The 19,848-nt window shown below is 42.1% G+C and carries 20 protein-coding genes; 7 read left to right on the plus strand and 13 right to left on the minus strand.

Annotated elements, in window-relative coordinates:
- Window positions 1–20 precede the first annotated feature (20 nt).
- The 12 genes from AC0VYT_RS08180 to AC0VYT_RS08235 are packed head-to-tail and all read right to left on the minus strand — an operon-like array spanning window position 21 to window position 10,445.
- Window positions 21–1,487, minus strand: a complete 1,467-nt coding sequence (locus tag AC0VYT_RS08180; protein WP_001040544.1) for an aldehyde dehydrogenase — start codon at window positions 1,485–1,487, stop codon at window positions 21–23.
- A 13-nt stretch (window positions 1,488–1,500) separates the two neighbouring features.
- Complete coding sequence (locus tag AC0VYT_RS08185) at window positions 1,501–2,292, minus strand: aspartate dehydrogenase (RefSeq protein WP_005019818.1); 792 nt, start codon at window positions 2,290–2,292, stop codon at window positions 1,501–1,503.
- Window positions 2,293–2,307: 15 nt separating this feature from the next.
- Window positions 2,308–3,102: an SDR family oxidoreductase gene (locus AC0VYT_RS08190; protein ID WP_005019816.1), complete on the minus strand. Its 795-nt coding sequence runs from the start codon at window positions 3,100–3,102 to the stop codon at window positions 2,308–2,310.
- Between the two features lie 15 nt (window positions 3,103–3,117).
- Window positions 3,118–3,942, minus strand: coding sequence for an alpha/beta fold hydrolase (locus AC0VYT_RS08195; protein ID WP_005019813.1), 825 nt, complete (start codon window positions 3,940–3,942; stop codon window positions 3,118–3,120).
- A 36-nt stretch (window positions 3,943–3,978) separates the two neighbouring features.
- On the minus strand, window positions 3,979–4,500 hold the full coding sequence (locus AC0VYT_RS08200) for a cupin domain-containing protein (RefSeq protein ID WP_002117566.1): 522 nt from the start codon (window positions 4,498–4,500) through the stop codon (window positions 3,979–3,981).
- Between the two features lie 22 nt (window positions 4,501–4,522).
- Window positions 4,523–5,746: an MFS transporter gene (locus AC0VYT_RS08205; RefSeq protein ID WP_005019812.1), complete on the minus strand. Its 1,224-nt coding sequence runs from the start codon at window positions 5,744–5,746 to the stop codon at window positions 4,523–4,525.
- Between the two features lie 42 nt (window positions 5,747–5,788).
- Entirely contained in the window at window positions 5,789–7,000 is a 1,212-nt protein-coding gene (locus tag AC0VYT_RS08210) for an NAD(P)/FAD-dependent oxidoreductase (RefSeq protein ID WP_005019811.1), read from the minus strand.
- Window positions 7,001–7,030: 30 nt separating this feature from the next.
- Entirely contained in the window at window positions 7,031–7,960 is a 930-nt protein-coding gene (locus tag AC0VYT_RS08215; RefSeq protein WP_005019810.1) for a VOC family protein, read from the minus strand.
- An 11-nt stretch (window positions 7,961–7,971) separates the two neighbouring features.
- Window positions 7,972–8,736 (minus strand): SDR family oxidoreductase, encoded by a 765-nt coding sequence (locus tag AC0VYT_RS08220; RefSeq protein ID WP_005019809.1) that lies wholly within the window; start codon window positions 8,734–8,736, stop codon window positions 7,972–7,974.
- On the minus strand, window positions 8,729–9,796 hold the full coding sequence (locus AC0VYT_RS08225) for an aromatic ring-hydroxylating oxygenase subunit alpha (RefSeq protein ID WP_005019805.1): 1,068 nt from the start codon (window positions 9,794–9,796) through the stop codon (window positions 8,729–8,731). Before AC0VYT_RS08225 ends, AC0VYT_RS08220 begins: the two co-directional genes overlap by 8 nt.
- Before the next feature lie 16 nt (window positions 9,797–9,812).
- Window positions 9,813–10,112: a recombinase-like helix-turn-helix domain-containing protein gene (locus AC0VYT_RS08230; protein WP_005019803.1), complete on the minus strand. Its 300-nt coding sequence runs from the start codon at window positions 10,110–10,112 to the stop codon at window positions 9,813–9,815.
- 27 nt (window positions 10,113–10,139) lie between these two features.
- On the minus strand, window positions 10,140–10,445 hold the full coding sequence (locus AC0VYT_RS08235; RefSeq protein ID WP_002117586.1) for a non-heme iron oxygenase ferredoxin subunit: 306 nt from the start codon (window positions 10,443–10,445) through the stop codon (window positions 10,140–10,142).
- Between the two features lie 253 nt (window positions 10,446–10,698).
- Here AC0VYT_RS08235 and AC0VYT_RS08240 point away from each other — a divergent pair, with 253 nt between their 5' ends.
- From AC0VYT_RS08240 to AC0VYT_RS08265, 6 genes are all read left to right on the plus strand, one after another.
- Window positions 10,699–11,511 carry an IclR family transcriptional regulator gene (locus AC0VYT_RS08240; RefSeq protein WP_005019800.1) on the plus strand — a complete coding sequence of 271 codons (813 nt, stop codon included), beginning with the start codon at window positions 10,699–10,701 and terminating at the stop codon, window positions 11,509–11,511.
- Window positions 11,512–11,675: 164 nt separating this feature from the next.
- Window positions 11,676–13,091, plus strand: a complete 1,416-nt coding sequence (gene antA / locus AC0VYT_RS08245; protein WP_005019798.1) for an anthranilate 1,2-dioxygenase large subunit — start codon at window positions 11,676–11,678, stop codon at window positions 13,089–13,091.
- Window positions 13,092–13,093: 2 nt separating this feature from the next.
- Window positions 13,094–13,585: an anthranilate 1,2-dioxygenase small subunit gene (gene antB, locus AC0VYT_RS08250; protein ID WP_005019796.1), complete on the plus strand. Its 492-nt coding sequence runs from the start codon at window positions 13,094–13,096 to the stop codon at window positions 13,583–13,585.
- 10 nt (window positions 13,586–13,595) lie between these two features.
- Window positions 13,596–14,630 (plus strand): anthranilate 1,2-dioxygenase electron transfer component AntC, encoded by a 1,035-nt coding sequence (gene antC, locus AC0VYT_RS08255; protein WP_005019793.1) that lies wholly within the window; start codon window positions 13,596–13,598, stop codon window positions 14,628–14,630.
- Between the two features lie 101 nt (window positions 14,631–14,731).
- The gene (gene catA / locus AC0VYT_RS08260; protein ID WP_005019792.1) at window positions 14,732–15,652 is read left to right on the plus strand and encodes a catechol 1,2-dioxygenase; all 921 of its coding nucleotides are present in this window, start codon (window positions 14,732–14,734) and stop codon (window positions 15,650–15,652) included.
- A gap of 469 nt (window positions 15,653–16,121) precedes the next feature.
- On the plus strand, window positions 16,122–17,465 hold the full coding sequence (locus AC0VYT_RS08265; RefSeq protein ID WP_005019791.1) for an MFS transporter: 1,344 nt from the start codon (window positions 16,122–16,124) through the stop codon (window positions 17,463–17,465).
- A gap of 71 nt (window positions 17,466–17,536) precedes the next feature.
- Here AC0VYT_RS08265 and AC0VYT_RS08270 read toward each other — a convergent pair whose 3' ends face one another.
- The gene (locus tag AC0VYT_RS08270) at window positions 17,537–18,523 is read right to left on the minus strand and encodes an AraC family transcriptional regulator (protein ID WP_005019790.1); all 987 of its coding nucleotides are present in this window, start codon (window positions 18,521–18,523) and stop codon (window positions 17,537–17,539) included.
- Between the two features lie 365 nt (window positions 18,524–18,888).
- Here AC0VYT_RS08270 and AC0VYT_RS08275 point away from each other — a divergent pair, with 365 nt between their 5' ends.
- Complete coding sequence (locus tag AC0VYT_RS08275; protein ID WP_005019789.1) at window positions 18,889–19,677, plus strand: DUF4198 domain-containing protein; 789 nt, start codon at window positions 18,889–18,891, stop codon at window positions 19,675–19,677.
- Window positions 19,678–19,848 lie beyond the last annotated feature (171 nt).

Genomic DNA, 19,848 nt, shown 5'->3' on the forward strand with positions numbered 1-19,848 from the left:
GTTTTCAGTCCTTGAATTTATTAATCGCACCAAGGGTTAGGCTGTTCATTCAACCCCATATAAATACTCTTTTGTTGCATGTACGATAAAATGCCCAAACGGCCTTTTTCGCGCCCAATCCCACTGTCTTTAAAGCCACCAAACGGCGCACTAATCGAGAATTTTTTGTAGGTATTAATCCATACCGTTCCCACTTCTAAAGCACGTGCAATGCGCCAAGCTTTGCGATAGCTTTCAGTCCAGATGCCTGCGGCAAGACCAAAACAACTGTCATTGGCTTGGGCAATTAAATCTTGCTCATTGTCATATTTCATAACGACTAAAACAGGGCCAAAAATTTCTTCCTGACAGGTTTGAGCACTGTTATTTAAGCCCGTGATAATGGTGGGTAAGTAATAGCTTCCTTTGGCATAGTCACCAGTCGTAAGTGCCTCACCACCAATCAGAACCTGACCACCTTCGCTTTTGGCAAGTTGCACATAGCGATCAACTGACTGCAAATGTTTGTCATTAACCAGTGGCCCTAAATGCACACCAGCTTGTTCCGGATGGCCCACACGTAAGCCTTTGGTTATTTCAACCAAACGTGTTAAAAACTGATCGTAAAGACTGCTATGAATAAACAAACGAGAACCTGCGATACACGCTTGGCCTGCCGAACTAAAAATTCCGTACGCGACACCTTTAGCAGCCAGTTCGACATCTGCATCCGGCAAAACGATGGTTGGTGACTTACCACCTAACTCAAGCGAAGTGGTAATCAGTTTATCTGCAGCAATATGTGCCAAATGACGACCTGTGGTTGTTCCACCTGTAAAAGAAATTTTACGAACCAATGGGTGCTGAGCAATTGCATCACCAATCACAGAACCGCGCCCAACTAGCACGCTGAGTAAGCCTTTTGGTAAACCTGCTTCTTCAAAAATTTTGGCAAGCTCTAAAGCAATCAGTGAAGTTGCTTCTGCTGGTTTTAACACCACGGCATTTCCTGCTGCCAAAGCTGGAGCAAGCTTTTGAACTTCACTCGCAATTGGAGAGTTCCAAGGGGTAATGGCTGCCACAACGCCCACTGGTTCATGCACACTCATGGTCATAAAGTCTGGAGCACGCTGAGTTGTTAATTCATCATTCAACGTTTCACATGCCGCAGCAACATAACGTGCAGTTGCCGCCGCACTCATGACTAAACCACGAGTTTCGGTTAAAGGCTTTCCATTATCACGGGTTTGCAGTTTCGATAATTCATCTACACGCGCTTCAATAATGTCTGCAACTTTGTAGAGAATACGTGCACGCTCATGCGGCAAGCTGTTTCTCCAGCTCGGTTCACGCCAAGCCTGATCTGCTTTTTCAATTGCTTCATTTACATCTTCAAGCGTTGCTGTTGAAAGCTCAGCGTTAACCGACTGATCTGCCGGAAACAGGCTTTGAATGACTGCACCACGGCCTAATCGCCATTCACCCGCAATATAAATTTCCTTTGCCATGATCAAATCCTTCTTAAATCTGTATTGCTTCTACACTATTGCGACAAGCACGAATCACGCTAAGCGCAGCCAAAGTTGATGTTTTCGGGTTACTTGGCAACGGTACTCCCACCAGTTCAATGGTCATTTGCCCAAAGCCACCTTCTGCTACAATGGTGTGTTTATTTTTGTTGATGGTTGGATCAACAGTTAACTCAACCATGGTTTCATCCATTCCAAGCCCTGCAAGTGCAATGGTTGCTGCAACATTGGCGTTGGCAGGAAATTTCATGGCAGCTTCACGGGCAGTTCCTGTAAAAAAGACCGTAGGTTCTGAAACATGGCCTAAATCGACTAATTGCTCTGCATAACTGCCCTTCCAACTTTTTGGACTTTTACAGCCTTTATAAGTGACCTTTTGCAAGCCACCTTCTTTAGCAGCAGAAATACCGTCAATACCTGCGATAGCCCCTGCAAGTAAATGCAGATGGGCATCATTTTTTTCGGCAGTTTGCTTAAGCTGAACCAAAAACTCGCTATCGGCTAAAGTACCCACCGAAATCAGACCAATGGTCCAGCCTTTCGCTAAAACTTTTTGAGCATGCTCTTTCACTGCTGCTTGACCTGCCACCTCAATGACATAGTCTGGTGTACCATCACATTGCTCAATATCTGAAATCACCTGAATGTCAGATGAGACTTGTGATTGAACTTTCTCAATGCTGCGAGATGGCACTACAATCCATTTGAGTTGCAGATCTTGAGGCAAATGGGCATACACTTCTGCTGCCATTGCACCAAAACCAATCATCATCAACTTTTTCATGACAGCACCTGATATTTATAAATGTTTGTTAAAACCACCTGAGACATCTATTGCCGAACCTGTGGTGTAAGATGCCAATGGTGATGCCAAGAAAACTAAAGCACGTGCAGGCTCTTCCGGGCGGCCTAAACGCTGCATTGGGATACCACGGTTTTTTGCGATATTGCCGGTCCACTCTTCCCATGACAGATTTAAATCTGAACGGGTCTCATAACGGCGTTTCCACTGCGCAGATTCGACCATACCGAGTAAAATCGAGTTCACACGAACGCCATATTGAGTAAATTCATGTGCCAAAGAATGGGTTAAATTCAACAGTGCAGCGCGTGCAGATGAAGTCGCAATCATGTGCGGTTCTGGTTGCAATGCCAGCAACGAGTTCACATTGGTAATTGAGGCATTTGCCGACTGTTTTAAGTCATCAAGAAAAGCCCGTACCGGATGTAATACACTGAAATATTTCAGCTCAATTTCTTTCATCCAGTCTTCATCTTGTGTGTTTTCAAAATTTGAAACACGACCTTGCCCAGCATTGTTAATGAGCATATCCACGTTGCCCAAATTGAGTTTGACCTCTTTGGCAAATTGCTGAACATCTTCTTTTTTCAACACATTACATGCTTTGGTAAAAATATTGGCATATGGAAATTTTTCTAAAATATAGTGCTTAGAAGCATTTAAACGTTCTTCATCGCGACCACACCAAGCAACTTTTGCACCCTCTGCAACCAGTATTTCAACAGCAGCCAGCCCAATCCCAGATGAGCCACCGGTAACAACTGCAACTTTTCCTTCAACTTGGAAGCTCATAATCCTTAATCTCTCTTACGATTGTTCCTGAATCGTCAACATAATTTGGTTAAATGCTTGCGGTTGGTCGACATAACTTAAATGTCCTGCATCTTCTATGACGAAGCGCTGTTCCAACTGCAATTCCTGAGCAAGCTCTTGTATACCTAACGCAGGAGTGATTTGATCTTGCTGCCCTGCAATCACTGTGCATGGGACTTTTAAATCGGTTAAATAATTACGTATTTCGTCATATGCCAGTAAGTACGATGCATGGGTGAAACCTTGTAGGGTCAATTGCTGCATCACCTCTGAAACTAAAGCTAAGGCTTGTGGCTCTTGTTTATAAATCAAATGAGGTCCACGGCTTTGGGCCATTCCTTTAGCACCGAGTTCTTTCAACATTTTTGGTCTTTTTTCAAAAACCTGAATTTGTGTCTGTTCATCGTGGCGTTGATAGCCTTGCGCCAAGTTAGCGACCACCAAGTGTTTCACTCGCTCTGGGTAAAGTGCAGCAAATGCACTGGCCTGTAAGGCACCTAATGAGTGTCCCACCACTATTGCTTTTTCAATTTTTAAAGTATCGAACAATGCTGCCAAACGCTTTGCGTAGTCGGTCGCATTCGGTTGATCCGTTAAAAGTTCATCTGATTTGCCATAGCCCGGTGCGTCCCAGGCAATGACATGAAAATGATGAGACAGCACTTCAAGTTGGTTTACCCATGAAGCAGAACCGGAACTAATGCCATGCAACAGCACAAGGTATTCGCCCTGACCAGCTTCCCGATAGGCTTGTTGCTGGCCTTGAACATTGACCGTTTTCACCGGAAATTCTGCTAACTTTTCAATGAGTGTCATCATTTTTAATTCTTTCCTTTCATTCACTTCATCAAACAATTAACGTTTGATTTGAGACAATGGATGCTCTGGTGGATAGTTAGGAATTGTTGGTTTACCTGTTCCCAACATCACGCACATCAAGGCGTCTTCTTGACCTGGGTTAAACAAACCACGGTAGATCCCCGGTGGAATTGAAATCAGGTCACGCTCTTTTAAACGGGTTTCAAATTTTTCGCCGTTGTGCTCAATGAACAAATCAATTTCGCCGCGAAGCATAAAAAACACTTCTTCAACATCATGGTGAATGTGCAAAGGACCTTCACACTGTGGTGGTAGAACCATGGTTGAAAACGTAAAGTTTTCTGCTGGAACGGTGTTACCGTCATTTGCAACACCTGTTGCACCCGTACCCATGTAACGCATTTGTGCACGGCGATATTTAGGGTCGTAATCTGCCTGGAACTTCAAGGCATCAAAGTCATATTTACGTGTCTCAAAGCGAGCAATACGCGTGTTTAACCAATCTTCTAAAGAAGCACCCTCTGGTTGTGCCCACGATTCGAATTGTTGTGTAGTCATTTTTAAACTCCTATACAGTGAATTAATAACGTTTTAAAAGAGGAACCAAGAACAACGACCCAATGACAGCGACTGCAGCCAAGAAGGTAATTCCTAAATTAAAACTATGTGTTTGCATCACGATGTAACCGATAAGAACAGGCGCAATTGCACTTGCAAAATTACCTAAACCGTTAAATATTCCACCTGCAGTCGCCCCTACATTTGAGGTCGTTACTCTTGCAAGCAGAGCAAATACCGCTGCTACTCCAAAACCCCAAGCCATGGCACTTAAAGACATCGCAGCAATGATCAGAATTGGATTAGTCATCAGAACCATGACATACATAAAGATTCCGGCTACCAGCAAACCGCTAAAGACCTGAACAGCACGTCGCCCCAGTTTGTCTGAAAGAAATGCGCCAATGATTTCACCAACCAGCATGGCAATAAACGGAAAGCTTGAATAAACACCAAACTCTTTAAGATTAAAGCCCTTATCCTGGATGAGATAAGACGGGACCCAACTATTTAATCCCCAGAGATAAGTCATTAAGGCGATATTGAATATGCATACCAGCCAGAACGAACTGTTCTGTAACAGGAATTTAGTGTTTGCAATATGTCCTTGAAAATTGATGCGCTTAGCGCCAGATTCTAGTTCAATGGTTTTCTTGAGTTGCAGATTACGTAATCCAAATACAATAGCCAGTAAAGCAACAATCGTAAGTCCAGCCATTACAAAGAATGTGGTATGCCAGTCGTGATTAGCCAGTACCGCGGCAGTGATTGGAAAGCCTAGAAATGCGCCAATTGGAGTACCAAGTAAAAACATGGTGGAGGCGCGTGCCTGCTGCCGGTCTGTATAGGTCTGTTTAACGATGGTATATGCCAGCGCAAAGAGTGGTCCTTCTGCAAGCCCCAACAATACGCGTAGAAATAACATTCCTGCGTAGCTGGTGGTAAATCCCATAAAAAGCATGAGTATGCCCCATGCAGCTACGCTCCAGAACAGCATTTTTTTAGGATTAAAAATATCGCCCAGAAAACTCAAAAATACAGATGAAAAACCATAAGCCAGCAAGAAACTGGTCATCAGCCAGCCCAGCTTTGCCTTGTCACCTGCGATCCCCATCGCATCCTGGAAATGCGCATCGGAAAACAAAACTGCGATACTGATCTTGTCGAAAAATGCCAGTACCACGCATACCATCAGGACAAAAGCTGGAAGCCAGTGCTTTAATCCATTTTTTTCTTCATTACTCATATGTCTTTCCTTGAGTCTAGTAATGAGTGCCGGATTCAATGTTTAAGGTTTTAATTTCATGACATTAAATTCAGGATCTTGTAATTGTTCAGGGTTAAGCTGGGTTTCAGACTGAATCCAGCGTTTTGCCAGTTTGACCAGTTTGGAATCATTAATGGCAACCATATTCAGTAAACGATTTTCATGGTCCAGATATAAATAGCTCACCTGGTTTTCACCACCTTGACGAATGATTACTTCTTTAGTTTTTTCAGGTTGATAATTTCCTAAAATCTGGATATTAAAGTGATACTGATCCGACCAGAGCCATGGAATATCGTTATATTCAGTTGCTATTCCGAGCATTGACTTGGCGGCTGCAATCGCCTGATTCTGCGCATTCGCCCAAGACTGAATGCAATAGCCCAAACCCGGATGGATCGCGACGTCTCCTGCGGCATAAATGTCCTGATCTGAAGTTTGCCCAAAACAGTTCACTACAATCCCATCTTTCACATTCAGACCTGCGTTGCTGCCCAGCTCTTTTGCAATTTCTGCACCAGCTCCTACAACGACACAATCAAAGAGTTCACTGGCCTGAGGATAATTAACAACCTCTACTTTTTGCTGATACGCCTCAACCAGATGCAAGTGCTTACTCTTTAAATGAATCACCGTGCCTTGCTGTTCATGAATCTGTTTTAAAACACTGGAAAGCTCTGGACTGACACTACGTGCACACAACCGGTCTCCATATTCAAAAACATGCACTTGCTTGCCCTGTTTTCGCGCAGTAGCGGCGATTTCAAGACCAATCCACCCACCACCCACCACTGCTACCTTATTTGCCTTTTCTAAACGTTCAGCCAAATATTCACAGTCCTGCACATTTCGTAAAGTCAGTACATTAGGAATAAACTGCCAGGTTTTTACTGGTATCCGTGCTCGGCTGCCTGTAGCAATCAGTAACTTGTCATAAGGTAGAGTTTTACCATCTTGCAGTATGACCTGTTTGTGCTGACGGTCTAGCTGTGTAGCAAAAGCCGGTTTGTGCCACTGAATATTAAAGCTCTCAATTTGATCAGCTGAGAATAAGCTTAGGCTTTCATAATCAGCCTCTCTAGACAGGACCTGTTTAGACAGAGGTGGCCGCTCATAGAAGACCTGTTCTTCATTAGAGACCACATGAATTTCACCCGAAAACCCATTTTGGCGTAATGTGCTTACGGCCCAGCCAGAAGCCTGCCCGGCTCCCACAATTACAATTCTTTCCATGATTCTGCTCTCCTTGGCTCAGGCATTTTTTTACAAAGACTTCACCTGACGGCGAGTAGTGTTATCCAAACCGCCTTCGATTGCCCATTCGGTAAAAAGTTCAAGGCAGTGTTCTTCTGTACGTGGTTGCCATTCTTCTGTCAGATAGTCATCATTGGTGTAATACTCAAATGCACCGCCCAATGGTGAGTTGACGTACCAGAAATAAGCAGAAGAAATTGGATGACGTCCTGGCCCGATAAAAGTTGACCACTCTGAACGGTTCATATGTAAACCGCCCCCAATTACCTCATGAATATCACGAACAACAAACGCAACGTGGTTCAGGCCAGCAGGTTTATTTGGAACACTGAGCAGGAATAAATCATGGTGATAACCTTCACCGCGACAACGTAAGAATGCACCACGATTTTTGTAAGCATCAGATAAATGAAAGCCTAATTTTTCAATGTAAAACTTCTCGGTGGTTGCCAGATCAGGCGTAAAAAATACAACGTGTCCAATTGCTACCGGTTGTCCTTTTTCATAAACTGGGCTTGCTGCATTGACACGTTGAATATTACCGTACTGGTTAATGCCTTCCGTTTTAAGTTCTGGTACTTCTTTTACAAAACTTTGTTCAAAACGAATGGTCATACCATTGGGGTCAAGACACTGAACTGTCGTTTCAGTACGTTTAAAACCGTCTACATCGGCCAAACGAGCTGCCAAGTCTTCAAGGTCTTGAAGACTATCAGCACCCCACGTGACTTCACGTAAAGTTGAACCTTGCTCAATAGCAGATGGCAAACGGTCATCATCACAATTAAATAAATAAATTTTGCTACCGTTTTGAGTCTGGTATAAGTCTGCACCTTCAATATCTGAAGTACTTTGGCTTAAACCAAAATCTGCCAAAAACTTGTTTGAAGCGGCTCTATCTTCAACTCCAAACTTTAAAATCTCGATCCCTGTAATCATTTGACCACTCCTTAGTTAAAGACAAAACCGCCATTGACCGGAATATTTTGACCTGTCACAAAAGAGGACAAATCCGACAGTAGATACAATGCTGTTCCATTTAAATCTTGGGGAAGTTGCTGACGTTGAATCGCTCTTCCGTTGATATATAAATCATGACGTTCTTGAGGCACATACTCGGTTGCCTCAACCAGAGTAAGGCCCGGAGATAAGGTGTTGACACAGATATTAAACTGACCCAACTCTCTTGCCATTGAACGTGTCATGGCAACAATTGCACCTTTACTCGCCACATAAGCCATCAGGTTTGGCGCACCCCAAAGTGCTGTATCTGACGCAACATTAATAATCTTGCCGGCGGCCGATTGCTTTAAATGTGAAACGCATGCCTTACTAATGAGCCATGTGCCTTTCACATTAATCTTCATGACCTGATCCCAAAGTTCAGGATCGTAATCAATCATATTTTTTCCACCAACATTGGTTGCAAGCGCTGCACAGTTCACAAGACCATCTAGTCCTTGTAATACTTCCATGCTTTTTGCAACCGCATTTTCAATAGAGTCTGCATTGGCAAGGTCAACTGTTACTGCATGAACATTGAGTCCTTGTTTTTGTAAGACCTGTGCTTCTTGTTGCACGAGGTCAGACAAAATATCTGCCATTACGACTTCAGCACCAGCCTCAGCAATGGCTTGAGCAAAATCTCGGCCTAAACCACGTGCAGCACCAGTCACTAAAACTTTTTTGCCTTGCAACAACGCTACATTAGCCATGAGCTTCTTCCTGCATCTCGATACGGTTTGATGCATTTAACGCAGCAATTTTCTTTAATTGCTTCTCGGCTTCTTTCTTCATTAAACGGCGTAAACGTGCAAGACCCACATCGTGTTGATAGAGGAATTCTTTTTCACGGGCATTTGGCGCAAGGTTTTCTAAAATAATTCGGTCTTGTTCCAATACATCCCAATGCAACTGTTCTAAATGATTGCGATATAAGAAACGCCATACATTACGTTGCCAGCAACTCACCTTACGGCAGCGCCAGAAAAATACGCGAGTATTGTTGGCATCAATTGGCGTTGCATAACCTACAATCCAGAATTCGCCACCTGGGCCAAATTGTTTGCGGTATGGAATTGAAAGACGTAACCAGCTTGCACCTGTTGAACCATATTCAACCCAGTCAAAGTTCACACCGGTTTGACCTTCTTTTTCAAAAACAAAGCCATTATCGGTCGTGCGGTGTTTCATCTCTGCAGTACGTTCACCATCTGCCATCGAGTGTGAGGTCGCGTGTAAATAGGTCCCATGCATTGGGTCCATCACGTTATCAATCGCGTATTGATGGTTTACTTTCCAGTCTGCTTGGCAAAGGAATGAACTCCACTCTTCGCTTGCAAGTTGCTCTGGAAACTCAAGCGGCGCTGGTTGTTCATTTGCATCAATACCAAACCAGATAAAGATTGCGCCATGTTGCTCAATGACAGGATAGTTCTTTAAACATTTAGTACCAGTCATTGGACATTCATGAACGGCTGGCACATCAGCAACAACACCGTCAGCACGAACTTCAACACCGTGATACCAGCAAGCAACTCGGTCACCCAAATTCCAACCCAGTGAAAGACGAGCACCGCGATGTGGACAGCGATCTTCAAGCGCGTGAACCTGACCTTCAGCATCACGCCAAACTACAATATTTTCGCCTAAACGAGTAATTCCGACTGGATTAGCAGCGACTTCCCAACTTGCTAAAACCGGGTGCCATTGGTCACGTAAACCAAGTTCTAAATATTCTTCAGCGCTTTGTGAAGTTGATACGATTGCGTTCATTTTATTCTTCCCTGAATCAATAACCTAAACGTTGCATTTCTTCTGTAAAGCTTGCAGAAGTCCATTCATCACCAGATTCACAACGGAAACCCTGTTGATTAAGGGCAGAAACAACCTCATCTAACTCAGTTGCGCCCGCAGAAAATGCCTGAATCAAGTTTTTTACAAAGTCTTGTTCGTAGAGAGTTGGTTCTTTATAACGTGTCTGCCAAACCAACAATTCAGATTGACCTGGAACTTGAATATTGTTGATACCTGCTTCGGTTGCTGGCGTTGCATGAATCCAGCTTGCCAACTTTTCATTAAATGTCTTCATTGTTCTGCTTCCTTGTACATGTGAGGACTAGAGTTGAATTTGAATATCCTGTCCTTCAACACGAACCGGGTACGTACATAGGTTTCTACACCCTGGTCCACTTTTTAGCTCACCTGTCTGAATGTCAAAAATTGCTTCGTGCAATGGACATTCAACAGTCTGATCTTCGATAAATCCTTCGGTTAATAAGGCATACGCATGAGGGCAAACATTTTCGATAGCAAAGTAATTTTCATCGACAAAAAAAACACCAATTTTTTTCCCTTCAATTTCGATGGCTTTCGGCTCATCTTCGCTAACGTCACCCTGCTGACAAACTGAGATCCAACTCATACCTTGCGTCCTCATTTTGTTTTGTATATAAAACAATATTTAATATAAGAAACTTTATAAAAGAATACCCTTAAATTATTTTTTATGTCAAATTTTATATTTTACTAATAATCAAATATTTAATATTTTTATTAAAATAATTTTGTTTTAAATAGAATCAAAAGTTTTATATGTGAAAATTGTTTTAATTATTCTTTAACATTACAATGAATCTGAAACTATATTAAAATTTACTGGTTTGAGTAATTTCATCATGACTGTTGCACTAGACGATACAACTGAAGACCTTTCAAACAATAAGAATGAGGAACGATATCTGGTACCAGGCCTAGTCCGAGGGCTGGCTGTTTTGCAGGCTTTTAATCAGGAAGCAAGTGAAATGACCATCTCTGAAATTGCAGAGATTCTAAATGTGAACCGTTCGAGCGCTTTTCGCCTGATCTACACGCTTGAGGCATCAGGTTATCTTAGAAAAGCCAGCGCCAAGACCTATGCCCTAGACTCAAAAGTTATGGAGCTCGGATTTAACAGCTTGTCCAAACTTTCGCTGACCGATCTTGCTACACCTATTATGAAAGAACTGCGGGACCAAACTCAGGTTGCTGCACATCTGTCTGTTCTTGAAGGAACACACATTATTTTTATTCATAATGTTCAGGCTATTGGGGCATTTACGAGTACTTTACAGGTGGGAACCCGATGGCCAGCCCATGCTACAGTAATTGGACAATATCTACTTTCAAGTTTGCCTGAGAACGAGGTACGGCAGCGTTATAGCAAATTTCAGGACTGGAAGTCCTTTTCCGAGCGCACACCCAAAAATTTAAAAGAGTTACTAGCTAGACTTGATTTAGTACGTGAACAAAAATTTATGGTGAGCTGGGGTCATTTTAATCATGATATGGCTGCCTGTGCTGCTCCTATCTTTAAACAGTCTAAACAGGAAATGGTTGCAGTTTTATCAGTGAGCTGTCCTCTTAGTACTTATGATGAAAATGTATTTAAAGACGAAATTGCGAATCTGGTTACGGCCTCTGCCAATAAAATTTCAAAATTTATTTATTGATCTCAAGCAAGTTATATCATCGCTGAATCTTCTTCTATTTATATATATAGTACTTTAAAGACGTTTCTGCAAAAACTGGATAAAGTTCTGGAAAAATCGGATAGAGGCCAAATGGTAATCGCGGTTCAATCAAGAAAAGCGCTGATTGAATGGAGTATTATAAAATGGCCTCACGTAGCGTAACTGAATGGCAGGATTTCGTTGCAGGATGCATTGATTTTCGTCCAAATGACGGGGTTTTCCGTATAGCGCGTGATATGTTCACGCAGCCAGAATTGTTTGATCTTGAAATGGAATTCATTTTTGAAAAAGTATGGATTTATGCCTGTCATGAAAGTGAAATTCCCAATAACCATGACTTTCTAACTGTCCAGATTGGCCGACAGCCTATCATCATCAGCCGTGATGGTAAGGGTGAACTGCATGCTATGGTTAACGCCTGTGAACATCGTGGAGCAACCTTAACCAGGGTTGCCAAAGGCAATCAGTCTACTTTCACCTGTCCGTTCCATGCTTGGTGCTATAAGTCCGATGGTCGTCTGGTTAAGGTTAAAGCACCAAGTGAATATTGTGAAGATTTTGACAAATCCAGTCGTGGTCTAAAGCAGGGCCGGATTGCCAGCTATCGTGGTTTTGTATTTGTTAGCCTTGATGTGCAGGCTACAGATAGCCTCGAAGATTTTTTAGGTGATGCCAAAGTATTTCTCGACCTGATGGTCGAGCAGTCACCTACCGGTGAGCTGGAAGTGTTACAGGGTAAGTCGGCTTATACTTTTGCAGGTAACTGGAAACTGCAAAATGAAAATGGCCTAGATGGCTATCATGTCAGTACTGTTCACTACAATTATGTTTCAACTGTACAGCATCGCCAGCAGGTCAATGCAGCCAAAGGTAGTGATCTTGATACTCTTGATTATAGCAAGCTGGGTGCGGGTGATAATGAAACTGATGATGGCTGGTTTAGCTTTAAAAACGGTCATAGCGTTTTATTTAGTGATATGCCGAACCCGACGGTCCGCCCTGGATATGAAACAGTCATGCCCTATCTGGTCGAGAAATATGGTCCAAAGCGTGCTGAGTGGGCAATGCACCGTCTCAGAAACTTAAACCTCTATCCAAGTCTGTTTTTTATGGACCAGATCAGTTCGCAGTTACGAATCGTACGCCCGGTCGCCTGGAACAAGACAGAAGTAATCAGTCAGTGCATTGGGGTTAAAGGAGAGTCAGCTGAAGCTCGCCGTAACCGCATTCGTCAGTTTGAAGATTTCTTTAATGTATCCGGCCTAGGCACTCCCGATGATCTGGTCGAGTTCCGTGAACAGCAGAAAGGTTTCCAAGCACGTCTGGAACGCTGGAGCGATATTTCACGTGGCCACCATGCGTGGTGTTATGGCCCTACCCAGAATTCACAGGACTTGGGCATTGAGCCTGTCATTACCGGGCGTGAATTCACGCATGAAGGACTTTATGTGAACCAGCATGGTCACTGGCAACGGTTAATGTTAGACGGCCTGAAAAAGAAAGCTTTAAAACTGCATGATATTACTCATGAAAATCATACTGTAACGGATGAGGTGTAATCATGTCTCAAGAACTCCATTTCGCCGTTTCTCAATTTCTTTACCGTAAGGCAGAGCTTTGTGATGCCTATGAATGGGATGACTATCTCGAGTTATATGATGAAGACAGCGAATATCATATTCCACAGTGGATAGATGACCATACCTATGTACAGGATCCAAATCAGGGCTTGTCTTATATTTATTATGCGGACCGCTCAGGACTAGAAGACCGGGTATTCCGTATCCGTACAGGTAAAGCAGCATCTGCAACTCCTCTGCCACGTACTTTGCACAGTATTAACAATATACGGGTCAAGATGCTTGAGGATGGTTTAATTCAGGCAAATGTTGTCTGGCAGACCCTCTACAACCGTCAAGGTCTGGAAGGCTGTTTCTACGGACATGCAACTTATATTCTGCGCAAAACTGAAGAAACGTTTCGGATCCGTCGTCAGCACACTATCTTGCTTAATGACAAGATTGATTCCGTACTCGACTTTTATCATGTATAAGGAGTGACACATGGGGCATTCTGTTGCACTCAACTTTGCAGATGGTAAAACTTTTTTTATCTCGGTAAATGATGACGAGCTATTGCTGGATGCGGCTGTTCGTCAGGGAATCAACCTCCCTTTAGACTGCCGTGAAGGTGTATGTGGCACCTGTCAGGGACAGTGTGAAACTGGCATTTACGAGCAGGATTATGTTGATGAAGATGCGTTAAGCGAGCGGGATCTCGCTGAGCGTAAAATGCTGGCTTGTCAGACCCGGGTCATGTCAAATGCTGCTTTTTATTTTGACCATAACTCAAATATCTGTAATGCAGGTGACACGCTCAAGCTTGGTACCACGGTCACTGCTGTTGAGCTGGTTTCTGAAACAACTGCAATTTTACACCTTGATGCCAGCACACATAAGGAAGAGTTACAGTTTTTGCCAGGACAATATGCACGCTTACAAATTCCAGGCACACCAGACTGGCGCTCTTATTCTTTTGCCAACCGGCCAAATCACTCTAACCAGCTACAGTTTTTAATCCGGTTGTTGCCGGATGGAGTAATGAGCAATTACTTACGTGACCGCTGTGAGGTTGGTCAAACCTTAATGATGGAAGCTCCTTTAGGCAGCTTTTATTTGCGCGAAGTAGAACGTCCACTGGTTTTTATCGCTGGTGGAACCGGACTTTCAGCCTTTTTGGGTATGCTCGACAATATCGCAGAACAGCCTAACACACCTGCCGTTCAGCTATTTTATGGTGTAAATAGTGAGGCTGATTTATGTGAACAGCAGCGGCTGCAGAGTTATGCTGAACGTATTCCCAACTTTAGTTATCAGCCGATTGTGACTAAAGCTTCAAGTACATGGACAGGAAAAACTGGCTATATTCAGGAGCATTTAAATAAGGACCAGCTCGCTGAGCAGGCATTTGATATGTATTTGTGTGGTCCTCCACCCATGATTGAGGCAGTTAAAAGCTGGCTGGATATTGAAGAGTTGCAGGATTATCGGATTTATAGCGAAAAATTTTTACAGAGTAATACCAGCCATAGCCCATAAAACAAGTTGTACCAAGGAAAGATAACAACAAGACGTTTTTTCAGAGGCTGATCTCTCGTCAGCCCCTGTTAGCGTCTTATACATACTTAAGGAGTGATAGTATGAACCGTCAACAAATTGATGCGCTCGTAAAACAAATGAATGTCGATACTGCCAAAGGCCCGGTCGATGAGCGCATTCAGCAGGTCGTCGTCCGCCTGCTCGGGGATCTGTTCCAGGCCATCGAAGACCTCGACATCCAGCCCTCTGAAGTCTGGAAAGGCCTCGAATACCTGACCGATGCAGGCCAGGCCAATGAACTCGACCTGCTCGCTGCCGGGCTCGGTCTTGAACACTACCTCGACCTGCGTGCCGATGAGGCAGATGCCAAGGCCGGTATTACTGGCGGCACTCCCCGTACCATCGAAGGCCCGCTCTATGTGGCCGGTGCCCCTGAGTCTGTCGGCTTTGCACGTATGGATGACGGCTCCGAGTCCGATAAGGTCGACACCCTGATCATTGAAGGCACTGTTACTGATACACAGGGCAATATTATTGAAGGAGCCAAGGTAGAAGTCTGGCATGCCAACAGCCTGGGGAACTATTCATTCTTTGACAAGTCCCAGTCCGACTTTAACCTGCGCCGTACCATCCTTACAGATGCAGATGGTAAATATGTTGCCCTGACCACCATGCCGGTAGGTTATGGCTGCCCGCCAGAAGGCACTACCCAGGCGCTTTTAAACAAGCTTGGCCGTCATGGTAACCGCCCTTCTCATGTGCACTACTTTGTATCGGCACCGGGTTACCGCAAGCTCACCACACAGTTCAATATTGAAGGTGACGAGTATCTGTGGGATGACTTTGCCTTTGCTACCCGTGACGGGCTGGTTGCAACAGCAACAGATGTGACTGATGAAGCTGAAATAGCCCGTCGTGAACTGGACAAGCCATTCAAGCACATCACTTTTAATGTTGAGCTCGTGAAAGAAGCAGACGCTGCTCCTTCTAGCGAAGTTGAACGGCGACGTGTAGCTGCTTAATATCTTCATCTGAGTCAGAAATTCTGGCTCAGATCTTTTTTCTTCTTAAAAATACTTATATTCCAATTTTCAATTAATTCAGGTTTTTACCTTAAATTATATGTTTACTTTTTTAACTCATAAACATCACCCGATAAAACAATATGGAAAAAACGGATGAATATCAGGATTTATTGGATAGTGAAGTATGGTTAAAAAGAGTTCAATTGGAAAGAGCGTTTATAGCTATATCCTGTAATGAGCTAAAAACATTTAGTCAGTTTACAGGAGATTGAACAGATCACTGGCAACAAGATTTAAGCGTTATTGATCTGTAATGGTCAAGGTGTTGGGGCAGTCTCAATAATGGGACTGATAAAAATAATCGAATTCTATTTTTTAATACATTGTATAGAAATTTTGATCTGTACCGCATGAACCAGATTCAACAATTTGAGTGTCATCATTTTATATTTTGAAAGGAATCAGTATGAAGACAATAGATGCAAATACTGTAATTAACCGTGACAAACTTTCACCCTTGCAATGGGTCGTATTCACTCTGGGTTTTCTGGTCTTCTTTTGCGATGGATTAGATACTGGCATTATTGGTTTTATCGCACCCGCATTACTGGATGACTGGGGCATCAGTAAACCACAGCTGGCGCCTGTATTAAGTGCAGCATTAGTCGGTATGTCAATTGGTGCCATTATTTCTGGTCCAATGGCAGATAAATTTGGACGTAAAGGAGTAATTGTATTGACCACTTTACTGTTCGGGATTTTTACCGTGTTATGTGGCTTTGCCAGCACTACTCAGGAACTAATGATTTATCGTTTCATTACTGGTGTGGGTTTAGGAGCAGCCATGCCAAATATTAGTACGATTGTATCTGAATACATGCCCGTTAAACGTAAAGCCTTTTTAACCGGTCTGGCTGGTTGCGGTTTTATGCTGGGTATTTCCTGTGGTGGGGTACTTTCTGCTTATTTGCTCGAAAGCTTAGGCTGGGCTAAAGTAATTATTATTGGGGGAGCTATTCCTCTTATTCTTGTTGCATTTCTTCTATTCAAGCTTCCTGAGTCCACTCAGTACTTGATCAAACGTAACCAGCAGCAAAAAGCACAAAATATTCTGGAAAATATCCAGGGCCAATGTTTCGCTGAACCTGTCAAACTGGTGCTCACTCAAGCTGAAAACCAGAGCAGTGAAAGTCCAGTCAAACTGGTGTTAGGTAAATATCTTTGGGGCTCTAGCATGTTATGGCTTTGCTGTTTCATGAGCTTGCTGGTGTTTTACCTGTTAACCAGCTGGATGCCAACTATCTTGAAAACAGCCGGTTTTACCACACAACAGTTCAGTCTGATTGCAGCCATTTTTCCGTTCGGGGGAGTCATTGGTGCAACACTTATGGGCTGGTACATGGACAAGTTGAACCCAACTACTGTTATTAAATACTCATATTTGAGCGCATTTGCCTTACTGATTATTGCCGGTCTGGTCAGTTCAAATATCTTACTGCTTGGCATCACCATCTTTCTGATTGGGGCACTACTGGCAGGTGCACAGTCTTCTCTGCTTCCACTCTCTGCAATCTTTTATCCTACTGCCTGCCGTGCCGTGGGAGTTTCCTGGATGCATGGAATTGGACGTATCGGTGCAATTTTGGGTGCTTTCTTCGGTTCTCTGATCTTTACATTTAAACTGAGCCTGAGCGGCATCTTCTTTATTCTGGCAATTCCAACCTTTATTTCTTTTATCGCATTAAGTTTAAAAGTTATGCAGGAAAAAGCAAAAATCAGACAGGCATTAAAACTGGAAGGTTCTGTCTAGAGTATAAAAATTACAAATAAAAGCTGATTTAGATTTTTATCTAAATCAGCTTTTTTATAGGTGCCAGAAGTTTATAAAATTCTGGACTTTGTCTCACTTGGATTTTCACCAAATTCTTCTCGATATTCCTGAGAAAAACGACTTAAATGGTTGAATCCCCAATCATAGGCAAGCTTAGAAATCGAAAGTTTTCTGTGATGACCTGAACTACTTAAAATTTTATAGATTTGCTGTAAACGGTATTTACGCAAATAAGACATCGGGCTGGTTCCGTAGTAATACTGGAATTCTTCATATAATTTGGATTTTGATACACCAGCTAAACGCTGTAAATCATCAGCACAAATTTCTTCATGGGCATGTGCCACAATAAAATTCCGAACTTTGCTAATATAAGAAGGCTCCCGCTGCTGAGACAGCTCCTTCAATGCATGAGAATAGTTATTTTCCTGCGATAAAAGCAGCGCCTTGATCACAAAATTCTCATAATCTTCAGACAGCATCTGTAAACCATAAAAACCTGTATATTGAGACTTAAGCTGTAAAAAGTTCTGTATATTTTTCCACCACGCTTCAATAAGCTGGCCCGAATCCAGACACATTTCAGGATTAAAAATAACGGGCTGCTCAACTTTTCTATTTAAAAGGTCTGCGAGTACCATTTGCAGGCTCTGTTCCGGAATTACTACCTGAATTTTTTTACAGTCTTTATCTATGACCAGGTCCTGTAACTCTGCATTTGAAACAATTAATCCTTTTGTCTCATGCGAAAGATATTTTGCCCCATGTACATTCAATGCCTGTTTACCATGAATCGGTAAACTGATGCTATAAGCTCTCAGCTTAGAAATATTAATTGCAACGTTGGCACCATAGCTGATGGTACCAATGGCCATATGTTTATGAGGCAATCTTAAACCGTCATAATGAAAATCAAGAGTATCGCGACATGTTGTATCTAAACGGTGCTCTCCACAGATTTGGGACATCAAGCTTTGCGCAAAATCAGCTTTACGAGAATAATGATTCAAATCCATCTGTTGGCTGAGTGATTCCATATCCATTCACCTAGCTAAAAACATACTTGTTTTTTAAGCAATTCCTGTACCAGCTTTAACAAAGCTGATTAATTCACTCTACATTATCTGACCCATAAAATAAAACTAATTTTTAGATTTAATTAAAATTATTATGATACTTTTAAAGTATAAATTAATATTATAAAAGCATAGTTTAAATAGAAAAATTATAGCTAGAATCAAATATATACTTATCTAGATGAAATTTAATAGTGATTCAAAGTTAATAACTTTTATAATCATTTTTAATAGTTCTACCAGCTCACAGGTTAGACAGTATAAATTATGAAATAAGAATCATTTTCATATATACTTTATGCTCAAAAACCCTTGATAAGCTTAAAATGAAAAACTATATTTTTTTAGTCGCCCTGATGCCCAGCATTGTATTCGCACATGAACCTTATGTAGCGCCTCTAGCATTTGTCACTGAAAATACTCAAATACCTGTGATTTCCGGTTATGCGGAGGTTCCTTTTGCCAGTGAATATGCTTTAAAAGATGTGATCTTTCATATTACTCAACCAGATCAAAGTCAAACCACTGTTACCCCGAATACTCAATTAAAATCGGCAACTGTTTTTGACTTAACTTTAAAACTTGACGGAACATACTATATCTCGTCAAAAGTCTCCTATCCGCTGCAATATGCGATTTATAACAAAGAATGGAAGATTTTTTATGATACAACAGAAGGAAAAGAAAAAAGTATTGCTGAGCGGGACTATGTTATTCCTGGTGATTTCAAGAAAACACCTCAATTAAAAAATGTGACTCGTGAGTGGAGTATTGAAACATATCTTTCGAAAACCAAACTGACTGAAGTTAAAGAAAAAATAGATTTTCCCCTCCAAGTCAAGTTTTCCAGTCATCCGAATAATATTAAGACAGGACATCCTGTAAGCTTAGTAGTTTCAAAAAATAATAAGCTTTTAACTAAGGCAGAAATAGTAATAAGGGAAAAAGGTCAAAGTGAACAAAATACAAAAACTGTTCTGACCGATTTAAAAGGTAGAGCAAATCTGACTTTTCCAGCCGCAGGACAATATCTGCTTGAGATAACAGAAACTCAAAATCCCAAAGCGGAGCCGGTTAACCAATACTATAAAATTATTTCTTTATCAGTAAACTAATTTGCAAACCCGCTTAAGGCTAAACTGGATCAGTTAAAATTGCCCAGTTTAGCCTTGAATAAATTATTCTTTTATGCGTGTTTATTAATTTTAATTAGATAGTGCATCAGTTTATATATAAATTTTTGAAATAAAGCTTTTATTCAATATCATTTTCCATACAAATCATTA

The organism is Acinetobacter sp. QJM3NY_42 (assembly GCF_056173745.1).